Raw genomic sequence first — 14,480 nt, 5'->3', positions numbered from 1 at the left:
CCGAGGGCCCTCGATGGTGATCGGTTCGAGGGTGAACTCGGTGTGGGGTTCTCTCGCGACTGCTGCGAGTGCTTCCATCGTCACATACTCCATGTCTTGTGGGCCGGCCCGAGAAGGGCCGGCCGGAATCGAAATGCTCAGAGAACGGCTTCCCGCAACGAGACGACGGGATCGGCGAGAGCAATGGCGTCGATCTTGGTGCGGTTTCCGATGAACTTCTTGCCCGCCATGAATTCTGCTGCGGCGTTGACGGTCTCGACGGCGACGGGTATGCCGTCGCTGTCGAGGTGGAACAGGGCGAAGGAGGAGTCGGACGGGCTACCTCGCAGGACCGCCCGGGTGTCCGGACCGACCATCCCTGCCATCTTCATCTTCAGGTCGAACTGGTCGGACCAGAACCACGGCACTTCGTGCGGCGGCAGGGGCGCATTCATGATGACCGCCGCCGCCTGCTTCGCCTGTTCGACTGCGCTGGGGATACTTTCGAGCCGCACCATCTTGCCGAGCGTGTCGTGCAGGCGGTAGGTCACGTCACCGATCGCGAGGACGTTCGGATCGCAGGTGTGTGCCGAACCGTCGACGATGATGCCCGCGAGACAGTCGATGCCCGATTCGCGTGCCAGAGCGTCGTTCGGGATTGCGCCGACACCCACCAGCACGAGGTCGCAGGGGATTTCGGTTCCGTCGCCGAGCACGACACCGTCGACTCGACCCGCCGTCCCGGTGATCTCCCGAACCTCCGCGCCCGTGCGGATGTGGGTTCCGCGGTTCCGGTGGAACTCGGTGAGGACCGTCGACAGTTCCGGACTGGCGACCCGCGCCAGCACCCGATCCTCCCGTTCGATGACCGTGACCTCGCATCCGCGAGCGCGGGCCGACGCTGCGACCTCGAGCCCCACGTACCCACCGCCGATGATGGCGAGCGCCGATCCGGTGTGCACGGCGTCGCGGAGCAGGGTGGCGTCGGCGAGGGTGCGCAGGCTGAGCACACCCTCGAGATCGCTTCCCGGCAGCGTCAGCGTTCGCGGCGCTGCGCCCGTCGCGAGGACGAGCGTCGTGTACTCGAGGACTGTGCCGGACGCCGTCGTCGCGGTTCGGGCGTCGCGATCGATCCGGACGACCGGATCTCCCAGCAGCGTCTCGATCGCGTTGTCGGCGTAGAACGTTTCCGGTTTGAGCCACTGGACGAACTCGTCGTCGGCGTACTTCTTCGACAGTGGAGGGCGGTGATACGGCGGATGCGACTCTTCGCCGCAGAGGACGATTCGGCCGTCGAACTTCTGCTGCCGCAGCATGCCGGCGAGTGTGCCGCCGGCATGCCCGGCGCCGACGATCACCACGGTGGGTGACGAATGTGCTGTGGTCATCGTGCTAACCGGTGAACTCGATCTGGACGGGCATGTTCTTGAGCCCGCCGACGAAGTTGGTCTGGATCATCTTGGTGTCGTCCACCAGCTCGAGCGATTCGATGTGGGGGAGCAACTCCTCGAACATGATGCGGAGTTCCAGCTTCGCGAGGTGCTGGCCGATGCACATGTGCGGGCCGTAGCCGAAGGCGATGTGCTTGTTGGGCCTGCGGGTGTAGTCGAAGCGGTCGGGTTCGGGAATTACGTCGGCATCCCGGTTGCCCGACTGGTAGAGCAGCATGAAGCGGTCACCCTTCTTGATGTCACGACCGCGGAGCGTGTAGTCCTGCGTTGCCTGACGCATGAAGTGCTTGACCGGTGACGCCCAGCGCAGCGACTCGTTGACGATCTGCGGCGCGAGCGCCAGGTCCGCCTTCGCCCGCGCCAGCATCTCGGGATTACGGCCGAGTTCGAGCATGCCGCCGGCGAGGGTGCTGGACGTGGTGTCGTGCCCCGCGGTCGCGATCGCGATGAAATATCCGTAGGCCACCTCGTTGGGGTAGTACTCGCCGCTCTCGTCGCGCGCCACCGAGATGATCGTCGCGAGGTCGTCGCCGGGGTTGGCGCGCCGGTCCTGGAGCAGCCTCTCGAAATACGCGTAGAAGTCCTGGATCGTGGCTACCCACTGCTTCGCGGCTGCGTCCGGGGTGAGCGGTTCGACATCCTCACGGGCGGCGTCGGGGTCGGCGGTGCCGAAGAACTCCTGCGTCAGCGCCATCATGCGGGGCTCGTCTTCCTCGGGCACCCCGAACAAGCTCATGATGACGTGCAGGGGGTAGTGGAGTGCGAAGTCCTTGACGAAGTCGATCCGCCCATCCGTCTCGCGGAGCCTTCCGACGGCGGCCTTCGCCAGGTCGCGGATGACCGTTTCCCACTTCGCGAGGTTGGTCGGCCGGAACCAGTCCAGCGCGATGTCCTTGATCGCGGTGTGCTCCGGCGGGTCGAGGTAGGTGAGGGTCTCGAGGATGCGAAGGCTGCCGTTGTTGATGCTCTTGGTGAACTGGTCGCCGGCCTGGTTCGCCAGGATCGGGTTGACGGAGCCCTTGTCCTCACCGCCCGCGCTCGTGAAGATGTCGGGCTGGCGTTCGATCTCCATGATGTCTGCGTGCTTGCTCACCAACCAGATGGGGTCGTATCCGTCCACCACGGCGCGGCCCAGGGGGTTGTTCTCCCGTAGCCAGCGGTAGGCCTCGAACAACGCGTCGTTGTCCCGGTGACCCTCCGGCAGAACGATCTGACGGGCGATGGCGTCCGGAATCAGTTCCGTGACCTGCTCTGTAGTGCTCATCAATTCCCCTTCGTGGTGCAGTGAGTTCCGGCGCCGTCTGTCGCGGCGCCCTCGCCGACTGGAGTGCCTTCAGCCTGTCAGCCACGAGAGTGAGGGGCATCACACCATTGATCGAAAGTTGTCCACCTAACGGGGTATGTGTGCTGGGTCACGCGGTCGTCGGAGGCCTTCTGCAGCGCAACTTCACCCCACCGGAGGGGGGTAATCCGCCGAAGTGGTGATGTGCCCGATGAGTGACCCGCGACACAATTGCGGTACAGATCGCGGCCAGATCCCCGAGACGGCAACCCGCTAGGCGAGACGGTCCGCGCAGATGTTCACCGATCAATCCGAAGGAGATCGCCATGCCCACCGTCGTATACCAGCTCCCCGACGGCTCGACGTCGTCCGTCGACGTCCCCGCCGGCCAGAGCGTGATGGACGGGTCGGTACGCAACAACCTTCCCGGCATCGTCGCCGAATGCGGCGGTAGCTGCTCGTGCGCCACCTGCCACGTGTACCTGGACGGGGACTCCGCACCGGCCTTCGAAGCGCCGACGTTGGAGGAACAGGACCTCCTCGAGTTCCTCGACGGCGTCCAGCCGTGCTCCCGCCTCGCGTGCCAGCTCGTGCTGACGCCGGACGTGGACACCGTCACGGTGACCGTGCCGTCCTCGGACGCCTGACGCCTTCCGGCCGAGTCACCGGGTGGAGGACTGATACTTCGCGATCAGTTCGGCACGGTTGGTGGCGCCGAGTTTTCGGAGGATGCGTTTCACATGCGACTTGACCGTGTCGACCGTGATGACCAGTTCGGCGGCGATCGTGGAGTTCGACGCCCCGGTGAGAATCAGCCGGACCACGTCCGCCTCGCGTTCGGTCAGCGGGTCGAGCAGGCGCCGCTCGGCGTCGTGGTGCTCGGCACCGGCCGGCGTGAGGTCGGCAGACCCTCGCGCGGTCACTGCGTCGAACTCGGTGTCACTGCTCCACCGCTGGGCGCTTTCCCGGAGGAGGACGTCCTGGCGGTCGCGACGGGATTCGAGCCCGACCCGCTCGAAGCATCCGCCGAGCACCTCGGCGAATACTCCCAGGGCGTGGCGTCGTGACCCGTCCAACGGTGTCCCGACGTGGACGAGCGCAGCAGCGGTCCCGTCGACGACGACGGGCACGATGGTGAAGCCGTTCGCGCGCAGCGCCTCTCGCAGTTCGGCGGGAACGTGGGAACCGGCCGTGACCGTGTTCGTCTCGAGGGCGTGCGCTTCGGGCGAACCTGCCGGGAGGCCGAACTCGGAGGGCAGCGCGGGCGCGGTGCCGGGGTCGGCGCTGAACGAGGCGACGGGAATGATCCGGTCGCCGTCGAGGTGTGAGAGGACAACCTTGTCCGCGGAGCAGAGTTCGGCGACGCGCTCGCACGCTCGCCGCATGAGTTCCGTACTCGAGGCGGCGTCGTCGAGTGCGGAGACGGCGCGATCGATACCCTTCGCGATGGCACCGATGTCGGCGGTGCGCGTCGCAGCGAGTGCGTTCCTGCGGTCGAGGAGATCGACCAGACGCCTCCCGAGTTCGACGGCGTGCTCCGAAGTGGCCGTGCGCATTTCGGTGAGGGTGTCCGAGATGGCCCGATCGAGCTCGGTGTCGGTGGTGTCCTCGCCCGGGTGCGGTTCGGCGTGGGGATCGTCAGCCACCGTTCACCGTCTTGGCATGGGCGCACAGCGCCGCCACCTCGGCTCGCGTCGACACGCCGAGCTTCTTGAAGATCCGCTGGACGTGGGATTTGACGGTGCCGTCGGAAATGCACAGCCGACGGGAGATGGTCGCGTTGGTCGCTCCTGTCGCCATCAGCGTGAGTACTTCCCGCTCACGAGCGGTCAGCGTGTGTGCTCGGGGAACGATCGCTGCCTGTGCAGTGTCGTTCGACGTGCCCGCCCGGGGAAGTTCGGAGGTGGCCAGTTCCGGCATCGTGACGGGTGCCTCCTCGAGGTGTCGCAGTGCCCGGGTGAGCCGTTGGATCTCGGCGTCGACGTGCTCGTTGCGCGCAGAGATCTGTTGCCGCAGGTCGGCGCGCTCCCTTACCGAGGCACAGACACCCGCCAGCGCTCCGACGATGTGGACGTCGGTGTCGGTCAGGCTGTCGCTCTGGCGGTCCACGTGAATCATCGCCACCGCACGCGAGTCGACGACGACGGGGACCGCGAGGTATCCCGCAGGACGCGACAGATCGATGAGAGGGCGGTACGTGTGCCGGTAGGTGTCCACGCCGTCCACCGCATACGGTCGGCGGCGCCGGACCAGTTCGGCCTCGCGGGGCGCCTCGCGCAGCGAGATCTCCCGGCCGTCGATCGCCGTGACGAGTTCGTGGAAGTCGCCGGTCAACTCGGGATTGACAGCTAGCGCGATGGGAGACCAGGTGGAACCGCGAACCACGGAGAACATCGCCTTGCCGTATCCGAGGCTCGTGCACAATTCCTGCGTCACGATGCGGGCGATCTGGTCGGCTCCGGCATCGATCGCGCGGACTACCTGCTGCAACGCCTCGAACTGCTCGGTGTGCACGCGTAGTCGGCGAGCGATGTCGTCGCGGCTCGCGGTGTCGAGTCGTGTCACGAGTTCCGCGAGGCGCACGGCGTGCTCGGGTGAGTCGAGGCCTTCCCGCAGTTTCCGGGCCGCGAACGCGCGGATCACGGTCAGATCCGGCTCGCCGTCCGTCAAGCGGATGAGGTTCGGCTCGCTCCCGAGTAGCTCCAGCAGCTCTGCAACTGCCTGCTCGGCAAGCTCGAACGAACTCGTCGAAATGACCACTCACCACTCCTTGCGCCGCGGCTGCCGCACGGACGGCGACGACACCGTCGCGCATCCCTGTGACACAACGCACAGTATAGAGAAGGTGTCACCTGGGCGTTCGCTACCGTCTGCAGCCTCGGTATCAATGTATATGGTCAGTCCAATTGCGTCACGCATTCCGGGGAAAGTGCTTCGAAGGAGTGCTTGTTCCCGACGTCCGGTCCGTACTAGGGTCGAATGGTACGACCAAACTGGAAGGATCGGCACTATGGCGCACCCTGTGCGATACGACGTCGACGAGCACGTCGCCGTCGTCACCCTCGATCGCCCCGAAACCCGCAACGCGCTGTCCGACGACCTGCTCGACGAACTTCTTGCGGCACTCGAACGCGCCCGCGGAGACGAAGATGTGAGAGTTGTCGTCCTGGCCTCGTCGCACGAGAAGATCTTCTCGGCGGGCGGTGACCTCAAGGCGTTCGCGAGCGACACCCCCACAATTGTGAAATATGCCGGACTGGACCGCTTCCCGAAGCTTTACCAACTCATCGGCGGCCTCGGCAAGCCGGTGATCTGCGCGGCCGGTGGCGACGTGCTTGCGGGGGCGTTCGGGCTCGCGTTGGCCTGCGACTTCGTGCTTGCCAAGGAGTCGGTGCGGTTCGGGTGCCCGGAGATCAACGTCGGTGTGTTCCCGTTCATGATCTCCGCCTTGATCTATCGGAACGTCGGTCGGCTCAAGGCGAACGAGCTGATGATGTGTGGCGAGCTCATCACCGCCGCGGACGCACTCGAACTGGGGCTCGTGAATCGTGTGATTCCGGATGAAGACTTCGAGGCGGAGGTCCGGGAGTGGGCGCGCCGGCTCGCGAGTAAATCGCCGCTTCTCATGCGTCTCGGCAAGGAGGCGATCAACAACACCCGCGACATGTCGCTGCCCGACGCCCTCTCGGCGCTGCAATCCCAGCTCGCTCTCGCGTTCACCACCGACGACATCGTCGAGGGTGTCACTGCCTTTCGTGAAAAGCGTTCTCCCGTATGGAGCATGCAATGACGGTCGGCATCGGAACTCGTTGCGCTTTCGGTCCAACCATTATATTGTGAGGGCCAACACAGGGTTTCTATTCCCTCTCCACATCTGCGCTCAGAGGAAGGCCTCCCATGGCGTTCGCATCGGTCACCGATCGCTATTCGGACGAACAGATCCGAGAGTTCTATGCCACCGGGCAGTGGCACCGTGACACGTTCTTCGGCCTGCTCGAGGCTCAGGTCGCCGAGCGGGGCGACCGCGTCTTTCTGACCGACGACACCAGCGGCGGCATCACCTTCCGGCAATTGCGGGACAAGGCTCTGTGCCTGGCGGTCGGTCTCCGGCGTCATGGGATCACTGCCGGCGACCGCGTGTCGGTGCAGGTTCCGAACTGGATCGAGTTCGCGGTCATCTCCGTCGCGTTGTCGCGACTGGGCGCCGTCCTCGTGCCGATCATGCCGATCTACCGCCGGGACGACGTCGAATACATCCTGAACAATGCCGGTGTCCGGCTGGCGATTACGCCGCAATGTTTCAAGAAGTTCGACTACGCCGGCATGTACACCGAGATCCTGGGTGTGGTCGACTCGCTCGAGGATGTCGTCGTCGTCCGTGGGGCCGGCGCGTTGCCGGACCGGTCGGTTTCGTTCGAGTCGCTGTCGGCGGACGTGAGCCCGGAGGAGGCCATCGCCGAACTCGGCCCCGGCGTCGGCCCCGACGAGCCGTTCGTCATCGTCTACAGCAGCGGCACGACATCCCGGCCCAAGGGGTGCATCCACACGTTCAACACATTGGCCTGTGGATCCCGTTTGCTGGCCAAGGGATTCGCCTACACACCCGATGACATCCAGTTCGGCCCCTCGCCGATCACCCACACCACCGGCCTGGTCACCAGCATCATCCTCCCGCTCATTCACGGCGCGGCGTCGCATCTCATCGAGGTGTGGGAGCCGGTCCGTGGAATGGAGCAGATCAAGGAACGCGGGTGCACCGTCGCGGTCAGTGCCACGACGTTCCTGCAGATGCTCATGGAAGCCTACGATCCCGCCGTGCACGACATCGGCAGTATGAGGCTGTGGGTCGCTGCCGGTTCCCCGATCCCCGGTAGCTTCGTCACCCATGCCGCCGAACAGTTCCCGGGTCTGCAGGTGCTCAGCCTGTACGGCCGCTCGGAGAACGTCACCACCACCAGTTGCACGGTGCGCGACGACCCCCAGCGGTCGATCACCTCGGACGGTCGTCCGCTGCCGATGCAGTCGGTGAAGATCGTCGACGAACTCGGCGACGAGGTTCCGCGCGGCGAGGAGGGCGACATCGCCTACAAGGGCGCCATGCACATGCTCGCGTATCTCCACAACGACGAGGAGACGGCCAAGCTGTTCACACCGGACGGATACTCCCGCTCCGGTGATCTCGGCCGGATGGACGAGGACGGCTACGTGCGCGTCACCGGTCGCACCAAGGACATCGTCATCCGCGGTGGCATGAACATCAGCGTCCGTCAGGTCGAGGATCTCCTGGCGGCGCATCCCGCCGTGCGCGGTGTCGCGGCGGTCGCGATGCCCGACGAGCGGCTCGGCGAGGCGGTGTGTCTCTACCTCGTTCCCGCACCCGGGTACGGCGACATCACTCTCGAGAAGATCAAGATCTATCTGGTCGAGCAGGGCGTCGCCATCCAGAAGGTTCCGGAGCGGCTGGAGATCGTCGAGGCGTTGCCGACGACGGCGACGGGCAAGATTCAGAAGCACGTGTTGCGCGCGCAGATCGCCGCGAAGATCGAGGCCGACCGCGAGGCGCGGGCCGTCGTCTGATCGAACGGGAAAGGGGGCGAAGCCGATCGGCTTCGCCCCCTTTCCGGCGGTATGAGCAGGTGGTCAGGTCGTGGCAACGACGACGGTCGCGGATCCGGTGACCACCGGACCCTTGGTGCCGGACACGACGAGATCGACATCTGCCAGCGACTTCCCGTCCGTCTCGGCGATCGCTACGACCGTCCCGCCCACGGTCAGCGTGTCACCGAGAAAGACCGGGGCGACGAACCGCACGCCGAAGGAGCGCACATGCTCGACGCCGAACGTGTCGGAGACCCAGCCCGCCAGAACTCCGGCCTGCATCTGGCCCATCGCGATGACGCCGGGGAATCCCGACGTGACGACGAACTCGGGATCGTGGTGCAGAGGATTGAAATCGCCCCCCGCACCGGCAAATCGAACGATGTCGGTCTGGCTCACCGGGCCGACTACCCGGGTGTCGGGCACGTCGCCGACGCGGACCTTCGCCGGTGTTCTCATCGCTGCTCTCCTCGTTCGATCAGGACTTCCTCGAGTCGCACCACGGGCACACCGTCGGCGTCGACGTACTCGGTCTCCAGGGTGACGACGCGCATCGTCCCGCCGCGCTTGCCTTCTCGCTGCACGTCATCGACGACGCGGCGGGTGCCGACGACGTGGTCGCCCGCAGTGAGCGGTCGCAGGTACGTCCACGTGACCGAACCGACGACCACGCGTTCGAGCGCCAGGCCCAGCGCGTCGACGAACGCGCGCTGGTCGCGCTGGTGTCCGGCGACGACCGTGTGTGTGAGAGTGGCCGGCACGTCGCCGAATCCGGCGTCGCGCGCAGCGGTCGGATCTGTGTGGACGGGATCGGTGGTGAAGGTTGCGCGCGTGAACTCGCGGATCTTGCCGCGTTCGACGTCGTAGTCGACGCGGTCGACGACGACGGGGAGTGTGTCCGGCATCCAGGCCTCCTTTTTGGACTGACCTATAGTATCATTGAGCCTAAATTCGTGAGGAGGGTGCAATGGAGCTCGCTGATTCCCCAGACGAGGCCACATTCCGTGCAGAAGTCCGGGAGTGGGCCGAAAAGGCGGTCCCGACGCTGCCGTGGCCGGAACCGGTCGATCTGGTCGACAAGGTGCCGTTCTGGCAGCAATGGCAGCAACTGCTCTTCGACGCCGGCTACGGCGGGATGTCGTGGCCGCAGGAGTACGGCGGTCAAGCCGCCGACCCGATCCGCAAGGCCATCTTCACCGAAGAAATGGACCGGGTGGGAGCGCCGGAGCGTCTCAATACCATCGGCGAGGATTTCGCCGGCCCGACCATCATCGACTTCGGGACACCCGCCCAGAAGGAACGGTTCCTCCGGCCCATCCTGACCGGTGAGGAAATCTGGTGCCAGCTGTTCTCCGAGCCGGACGCCGGATCGGACCTCGCCTCGCTCCGCACCAAGGCCACGAAGGTGGATGGGGGCTGGAAGGTCAACGGGCAGAAGATCTGGACCAGTCGAGCGCACATCGCGGCCCACGCCATCCTGCTGGCCCGCACCGGCGGCGGCGCGCGGCACAAGGGCATCACGTTCTTCCTGGTGCCCATGGACAGTCAGGGCATCACGGTGCGGCCGCTCGCGCACATGCTCGGCGAGACAGAGTTCAACGAGGTGTTCCTCGACGACGTGTTCATTCCCGACGACCTCGTCGTCGGGGAGGTCGACGGCGGCTGGAAGGTCGCGATGGGCACGCTCGCGTACGAGCGGGTGGCGATCGCGACGGGCCGCGTCAACACGAAACGTGCCGTCGACGACATCGTCACCGACATCGCGGGGATGACCGACGTCGCGGGCCGACCGTTGGGCGAGGATCCGGTGATCCGGCAGAAGGTCGCCGATCTGTACGGCCGGGCCCTCGTCCACTACCTCATCGGTCAGCGCGTCATCACACTCGCGGCCAACGACGGGCCCCCGGGGCCGGTCACCTCGATCGGCAAGCTGTTCTTCTGCCCCCTCGTGGAGGAACTGGCCGACTTCCGGTTGTCCCTCGAACCGGTCGGCGGGCAATTCGCCCTCGACGAGGAGCAGCAGCGGACCGCGCGGTGGCAACGGCTCGCCTACCAGGCCCGCGGCACCGCCATCGCCGGCGGTTCCACCTTCATCCAGCGCAACATCGTCGCCGAGCGCATGCTCGACATGCCGAGGAGTTGACCGTGTCCGACTACACCTGGCACCCCACCGACGACTACGTCGAGAACGCGAATGTCACCCGGCTCGCCCGCGCCCACGGACTTGCGGGCCTCGGCGAGCTCCGCGCCCGCTCCGTCGCCGACGTGCGGTGGTACTGGGACGCGGTGGTCCGCGACCTGGGCCTGCCGTTCCAGGCGCCGTACCACGAGGTTCTCGACACCTCCCGGGGAATCGAGCACCCGGACTGGTTCGTGGGGGGCAGGGCGAACGTCGTCGACGCGTGTCTGGAGCGTTGGCTCGCCGACCCGGTTTCCGCCGATCGGGTGGCCGTCACACACGAATCCGAGGACGGCACCGTCCGCAGCCTGTCGTATCGCGAACTCGCGGCAGACGTCGAGCGTGCAGCGGCAGGACTGCGTGAGCTCGGCGTCGGCAAGGGCGACGCCGTCGCCCTGTTCCTGCCGATGATCCCCGAGGCGGTCGTATCGGTGTACGCGGTCGCCCGGCTCGGTGCGGTCCTCGTTCCGCTCTTCTCCGGATTCGCGCCGAGTGCGATCGCGTCCCGCATCCAGGACGCGGACGCGAAGGTGGTGATCGTCGCGGACGGAACGGTGCGGCGTCGCAAGACCGTCGCGATGAAGCCGGCACTCGACGAAGCCCTGGCAGCCTGCCCGACGGTGCAGTCGGTCGTCGTGATCGAGAACGTCGGCATCCCTGTGGATTCCACCGGCCGCGACATCTCCTGGGCGAAGCTCCTCGGGAACGGCGGCGACCCGGGTCCGGTCGAGGCGATGGATGCCGGCGAGCCGTTCGCGCTGGCCTATACGTCCGGCACGACCGGCAAGCCGAAGGGCGCCGTCCACACGCATGCAGGATTTCTCGTCAAGACGGCCAGCGAGGTCGCGTACTCGTTCGACCTGAAGCCGGGCGGCGCGTTCTGCTGGATCACCGATATGGGCTGGATCATGGGCCCGTTGTCGATCGTCGGCACCCACGCCAACGGCGGAACTCTCGTGCTGTACGAAGGCTCCCCGGATGTACCGGACACCAACCGGCTGTGGCAGCTCGCGGAACGGCATCGAGTGACGATGCTCGGCGTCTCCCCGACGCTGATCCGCACCCTGCGCGGGCGGGAGACGGATGTCGCGGCGCGGTACGACCTGTCCTCGGTGCACACGATCGGGTCCACGGGTGAGCCGTGGGACCCGGATTCGTACGACTGGCTGGCGCGGGACGTGTTCGGTGGGCGCGTGCCGGTCATCAACTTCTCCGGCGGCACCGAGGTCGGTGGGTCGTTCCTCGCGCCGTACCCGGTGGAGCCGATCCACAGCTGCTCGCTGGGCGGGCCCTCGCTGGGCATGGACGTCGACGTCGTCGACGACGCGGGACGCTCGTTGCGCGGCGAACAGGGCGAACTCGTGTGCCGGCAACCGTGGCCTTCGATGACGCGCGGGGTGTGGAAGGACGAGGAACGCTATCTGGAGGCCTACTGGTCGACGTTCCCCGGCATGTGGCGGCACGGCGACTACGCGCTCGTCGACGACGATGGCCAGTGGTACATCCGGGGCCGCTCGGACGACGTGATGAACGTGGCCGGGAAGCGTCTCGCACCGGCGGAGGTCGAGGCGGTGCTCACCGCACATCCGGCGGTGTCCGAGGCGGCCGCGGTCGGTGTCCCGGACCCGAAGAAGGGCGAGGCGGTCTGGGCGTTCTGGGTTCCCCGCGCAGACGCGGTCGGCGACACGGCGGACATCTCGGCCGAGTTGATCGCCAGTGTGGCCGCGGAACTCGGCAAACCGTTCGCGCCCAGCGTGGTACACCGGGTGACGCGGCTGCCGAAGACCCGGTCGGCGAAGATCCTGCGGCGCGCGGTGCGGGCCGCCGCCCTGGGTGCCGACCCGGGTGACCTGTCGGGTGCCGAGAATCCGGAGGCCGTGGACGAGATCCGCGCCGTGGTCATCGCCAACTCGGCGACGTGAGTGCTACGAGGGCCCCACACCGGCACGGTGTGGGGCCCTCGTAGCTAGTGGATGAAGTTATGCTGCAGCGACATTCATTCGTCGAGAGGAATGGCGGTGCGCTCCTCGAAGTCCTTGATCGACTCGGCGTACGAGTGGACGTGCCTGCTCATGCGCCGCACGGCGGCATCGGCGTCTTTGTCGCGAATGGCCTTGGTGACCGAGCGGTGCGCCCGGACGGTGATTTCACGGACCTTGTCGTCGATGAAACCTTCGTTCTCGGTTGCGGAATAGATCGCCCGCGAGAGCGAGATCATGAGACCCGACAACAGTTCGTTGTGACTGGCGCTCGCGACGGCGACGTGCCAGTCGATGTTCGCCTGAAGGAACGCGTCGAGGCTGTCGCCTGCGCCCGCGATGTCGTCGTTGGCGGCGTCGAGTCGCGCGAGATCCTCGTCGGTGCGATGGCGGGCGGCGAGTTGGGCGCAGAAGGGCTCGATCGCCTCGCGGGTCTCGAGCAGTGCGGCGAGACGGATCTGACGACCGCGGATGAGCAGGGCCACCGTGTCCGCCATGGACTGTTCGCCCGGCCGCTGAACGAAGGCGCCCCCGGCCCGGCCCGCCTTGATGCGCACGAGTCCCTGCACCTCGAGGATGCGGAGGGCCTCGCGGACGGTGGTGCGGCTCATCTTCGTCTGAACGACGAGTTCGCGCTCCGGCGGCAGCGGTGTGCCTTCGACGTAGTCCCCGCTGAGAATGCGCTCGCGCAGCTCGTTCGCGAGGACGTCCGACGCCTTCGGTACCGCCATCGGTGTCAACTGGATGGAGGAACGTCCGTTCCGGGTGGTGTTCGGCACGGCTGATGGCATGGCTCCCCGCCCTCTCTGGTCTAACGGTCAGACCTAATATACCATTGGGTTCTCGCTGCGTTCGTCTTGCAGCCTATTCTTCGTCTCATCGAGAGGGCCAGTTGTATGCGCTGGGAACTGTCAGAAGAGCAGGAAATGTTCACCGAAGCCCTCGACGGCTGGCTCGGGCGGTTCGCTGCTCCGGCGAATGTCCGCAAGTGGGGTGAATCGGGTGATCCTGCCGAGTTCGAGCAGAAATTCGTCGAGGAGGGCTGGTTCTCCGCCGGCCTCGCCGAGGACATCGGTGGTCAGGGCGGTGGTCTACTCGAATTGGCGTTGACCGCCGAGGCGCTGGCCCGGTACGCCGCGCCGTCGAGTGCCTGGACCGCGTCCGTCCTCGCGGCGCCCTTGCTGCCCGCCGACGTCGCCACCGACGTGCTGTCAGGGGGTGGGTTCGCGGCCGTTGCCGTCGACGCGGCCCGTCCGTTCGGCGTCGCCGACTCGGTGCGCGCCGACGAGAGCGGCGCGCTGACCGGTCGCGTCGCAATGGTGCTCGGCGCCGAACGCGCGAAACTGCTGGTCGTCCCGGCGACGGGCGCCGACGGAACGGCCGCCCTCTACCTCGCGCGCGTCGACGATCCCGGTGTCACGGTCGAACCGCGGCGGTTCCTCGACCCGTCCCGCGCGGCCGCGGATGTCCGGTTCGACGGCGTCACCGGACAGCGTCTCGACATCGAGGCGGCCACGGCACTCGAGGACGCCGGACTGCGCGCGGCCGTGCTGGTAACCGCGGATTCACTCGGGGCGATGGATCGCATGCTGCATCTCGCCGTGGACTACAGCAAGCAACGCCAGCAATTCGGTGTGCCGATCGGGTCGTTCCAGGCCGTGAAGCACGCTGCGGCAGGCATTCTCGTGTCCGTCGAGGCGGGCCGCTCCATTGCCTACTTCGCCGCGGCGTCGGTCGATCTCGGTCTCGGTGATCGTGCGATACACGCCGCCGTCGCCAAGGCGCAGGTGCCGCGAAATGCGGTGCAGGCGGCCGACAGTGCTCTCGTGATGCACGGCGCGATCGGCTACACGTGGGAACACGACCTGCACCTCTACTACAAACGCGCCAAGCTCGACGAGAAGTTGTTCGGCGGCCCGGACGTGTGGAACGAGCGCCTCGCGCGGGATCTGCCCCTGTTGCCCGTCGCCGGGTGATCCACCGTTGCTTTTTGGTCTGTCCTTTAGTAACTT

General features: G+C 66.6%; 13 protein-coding genes. 6 read left to right on the top strand and 7 right to left on the bottom strand.

Annotated elements, in window-relative coordinates; translation table 11 throughout:
• Positions 1-137: 137 nt before the first annotated feature.
• Positions 138-1,367 carry an NAD(P)/FAD-dependent oxidoreductase gene (locus ACFVJ3_RS30270; protein WP_378455575.1) on the bottom strand — a complete coding sequence of 410 codons (1,230 nt, stop codon included), beginning with the start codon at positions 1,365-1,367 and terminating at the stop codon, positions 138-140.
• 4 nt (positions 1,368-1,371) lie between these two features.
• Positions 1,372-2,694 (bottom strand): cytochrome P450, encoded by a 1,323-nt coding sequence (locus ACFVJ3_RS30265; RefSeq protein WP_378455574.1) that lies wholly within the window; start codon positions 2,692-2,694, stop codon positions 1,372-1,374.
• A gap of 344 nt (positions 2,695-3,038) precedes the next feature.
• On the opposite strand from ACFVJ3_RS30265, the gene ACFVJ3_RS30260 reads away from it, so the two are divergent.
• Entirely contained in the window at positions 3,039-3,359 is a 321-nt protein-coding gene (locus ACFVJ3_RS30260; RefSeq protein ID WP_378455573.1) for a 2Fe-2S iron-sulfur cluster-binding protein, read from the top strand.
• Between the two features lie 15 nt (positions 3,360-3,374).
• Here the strand turns inward: ACFVJ3_RS30260 and ACFVJ3_RS30255 are convergent, their stop codons facing one another.
• Both ACFVJ3_RS30255 and ACFVJ3_RS30250 read right to left on the bottom strand, forming a co-directional pair.
• Positions 3,375-4,268, bottom strand: coding sequence for a LuxR C-terminal-related transcriptional regulator (locus ACFVJ3_RS30255; RefSeq protein WP_378455578.1), 894 nt, complete (start codon positions 4,266-4,268; stop codon positions 3,375-3,377).
• Positions 4,269-4,350: 82 nt separating this feature from the next.
• Positions 4,351-5,472: a LuxR C-terminal-related transcriptional regulator gene (locus ACFVJ3_RS30250; RefSeq protein WP_378455572.1), complete on the bottom strand. Its 1,122-nt coding sequence runs from the start codon at positions 5,470-5,472 to the stop codon at positions 4,351-4,353.
• A gap of 250 nt (positions 5,473-5,722) precedes the next feature.
• On the opposite strand from ACFVJ3_RS30250, the gene ACFVJ3_RS30245 reads away from it, so the two are divergent.
• Together ACFVJ3_RS30245 and ACFVJ3_RS30240 are read left to right on the top strand one after the other, a co-directional pair.
• Positions 5,723-6,502 (top strand): enoyl-CoA hydratase/isomerase family protein, encoded by a 780-nt coding sequence (locus tag ACFVJ3_RS30245; RefSeq protein ID WP_378455571.1) that lies wholly within the window; start codon positions 5,723-5,725, stop codon positions 6,500-6,502.
• A 107-nt stretch (positions 6,503-6,609) separates the two neighbouring features.
• Positions 6,610-8,289: an AMP-binding protein gene (locus tag ACFVJ3_RS30240; RefSeq protein WP_378455570.1), complete on the top strand. Its 1,680-nt coding sequence runs from the start codon at positions 6,610-6,612 to the stop codon at positions 8,287-8,289.
• Between the two features lie 63 nt (positions 8,290-8,352).
• Here the strand turns inward: ACFVJ3_RS30240 and ACFVJ3_RS30235 are convergent, their stop codons facing one another.
• Together ACFVJ3_RS30235 and ACFVJ3_RS30230 are read right to left on the bottom strand one after the other, a co-directional pair.
• On the bottom strand, positions 8,353-8,769 hold the full coding sequence (locus tag ACFVJ3_RS30235; protein ID WP_378455569.1) for a MaoC family dehydratase: 417 nt from the start codon (positions 8,767-8,769) through the stop codon (positions 8,353-8,355).
• On the bottom strand, positions 8,766-9,215 hold the full coding sequence (locus tag ACFVJ3_RS30230; protein ID WP_378455568.1) for a MaoC family dehydratase N-terminal domain-containing protein: 450 nt from the start codon (positions 9,213-9,215) through the stop codon (positions 8,766-8,768). Before ACFVJ3_RS30230 ends, ACFVJ3_RS30235 begins: the two co-directional genes overlap by 4 nt.
• Before the next feature lie 62 nt (positions 9,216-9,277).
• Between ACFVJ3_RS30230 and ACFVJ3_RS30225 the strand changes: the two genes are divergently transcribed.
• Together ACFVJ3_RS30225 and ACFVJ3_RS30220 are read left to right on the top strand one after the other, a co-directional pair.
• Positions 9,278-10,453 carry an acyl-CoA dehydrogenase family protein gene (locus ACFVJ3_RS30225; RefSeq protein ID WP_378455567.1) on the top strand — a complete coding sequence of 392 codons (1,176 nt, stop codon included), beginning with the start codon at positions 9,278-9,280 and terminating at the stop codon, positions 10,451-10,453.
• Positions 10,454-10,455: 2 nt separating this feature from the next.
• Positions 10,456-12,411 carry an AMP-binding protein gene (locus ACFVJ3_RS30220; RefSeq protein WP_378455566.1) on the top strand — a complete coding sequence of 652 codons (1,956 nt, stop codon included), beginning with the start codon at positions 10,456-10,458 and terminating at the stop codon, positions 12,409-12,411.
• A 74-nt stretch (positions 12,412-12,485) separates the two neighbouring features.
• Here ACFVJ3_RS30220 and ACFVJ3_RS30215 read toward each other — a convergent pair whose 3' ends face one another.
• On the bottom strand, positions 12,486-13,199 hold the full coding sequence (locus ACFVJ3_RS30215; protein WP_378455577.1) for a FadR/GntR family transcriptional regulator: 714 nt from the start codon (positions 13,197-13,199) through the stop codon (positions 12,486-12,488).
• Between the two features lie 165 nt (positions 13,200-13,364).
• Here ACFVJ3_RS30215 and ACFVJ3_RS30210 point away from each other — a divergent pair, with 165 nt between their 5' ends.
• Entirely contained in the window at positions 13,365-14,444 is a 1,080-nt protein-coding gene (locus ACFVJ3_RS30210; RefSeq protein ID WP_378455565.1) for an acyl-CoA dehydrogenase family protein, read from the top strand.
• The last annotated feature ends 36 nt before the right edge of the window (positions 14,445-14,480 follow it).

Source organism: Rhodococcus sp. NPDC127593 (genome assembly GCF_042671975.1).
Lineage (GTDB): Bacteria > Actinomycetota > Actinomycetes > Mycobacteriales > Mycobacteriaceae > Rhodococcus_F.
The sequence above is the reverse complement of the archived record's forward strand: the minus strand, read 5'-3'. Positions and strand labels throughout refer to the sequence as shown.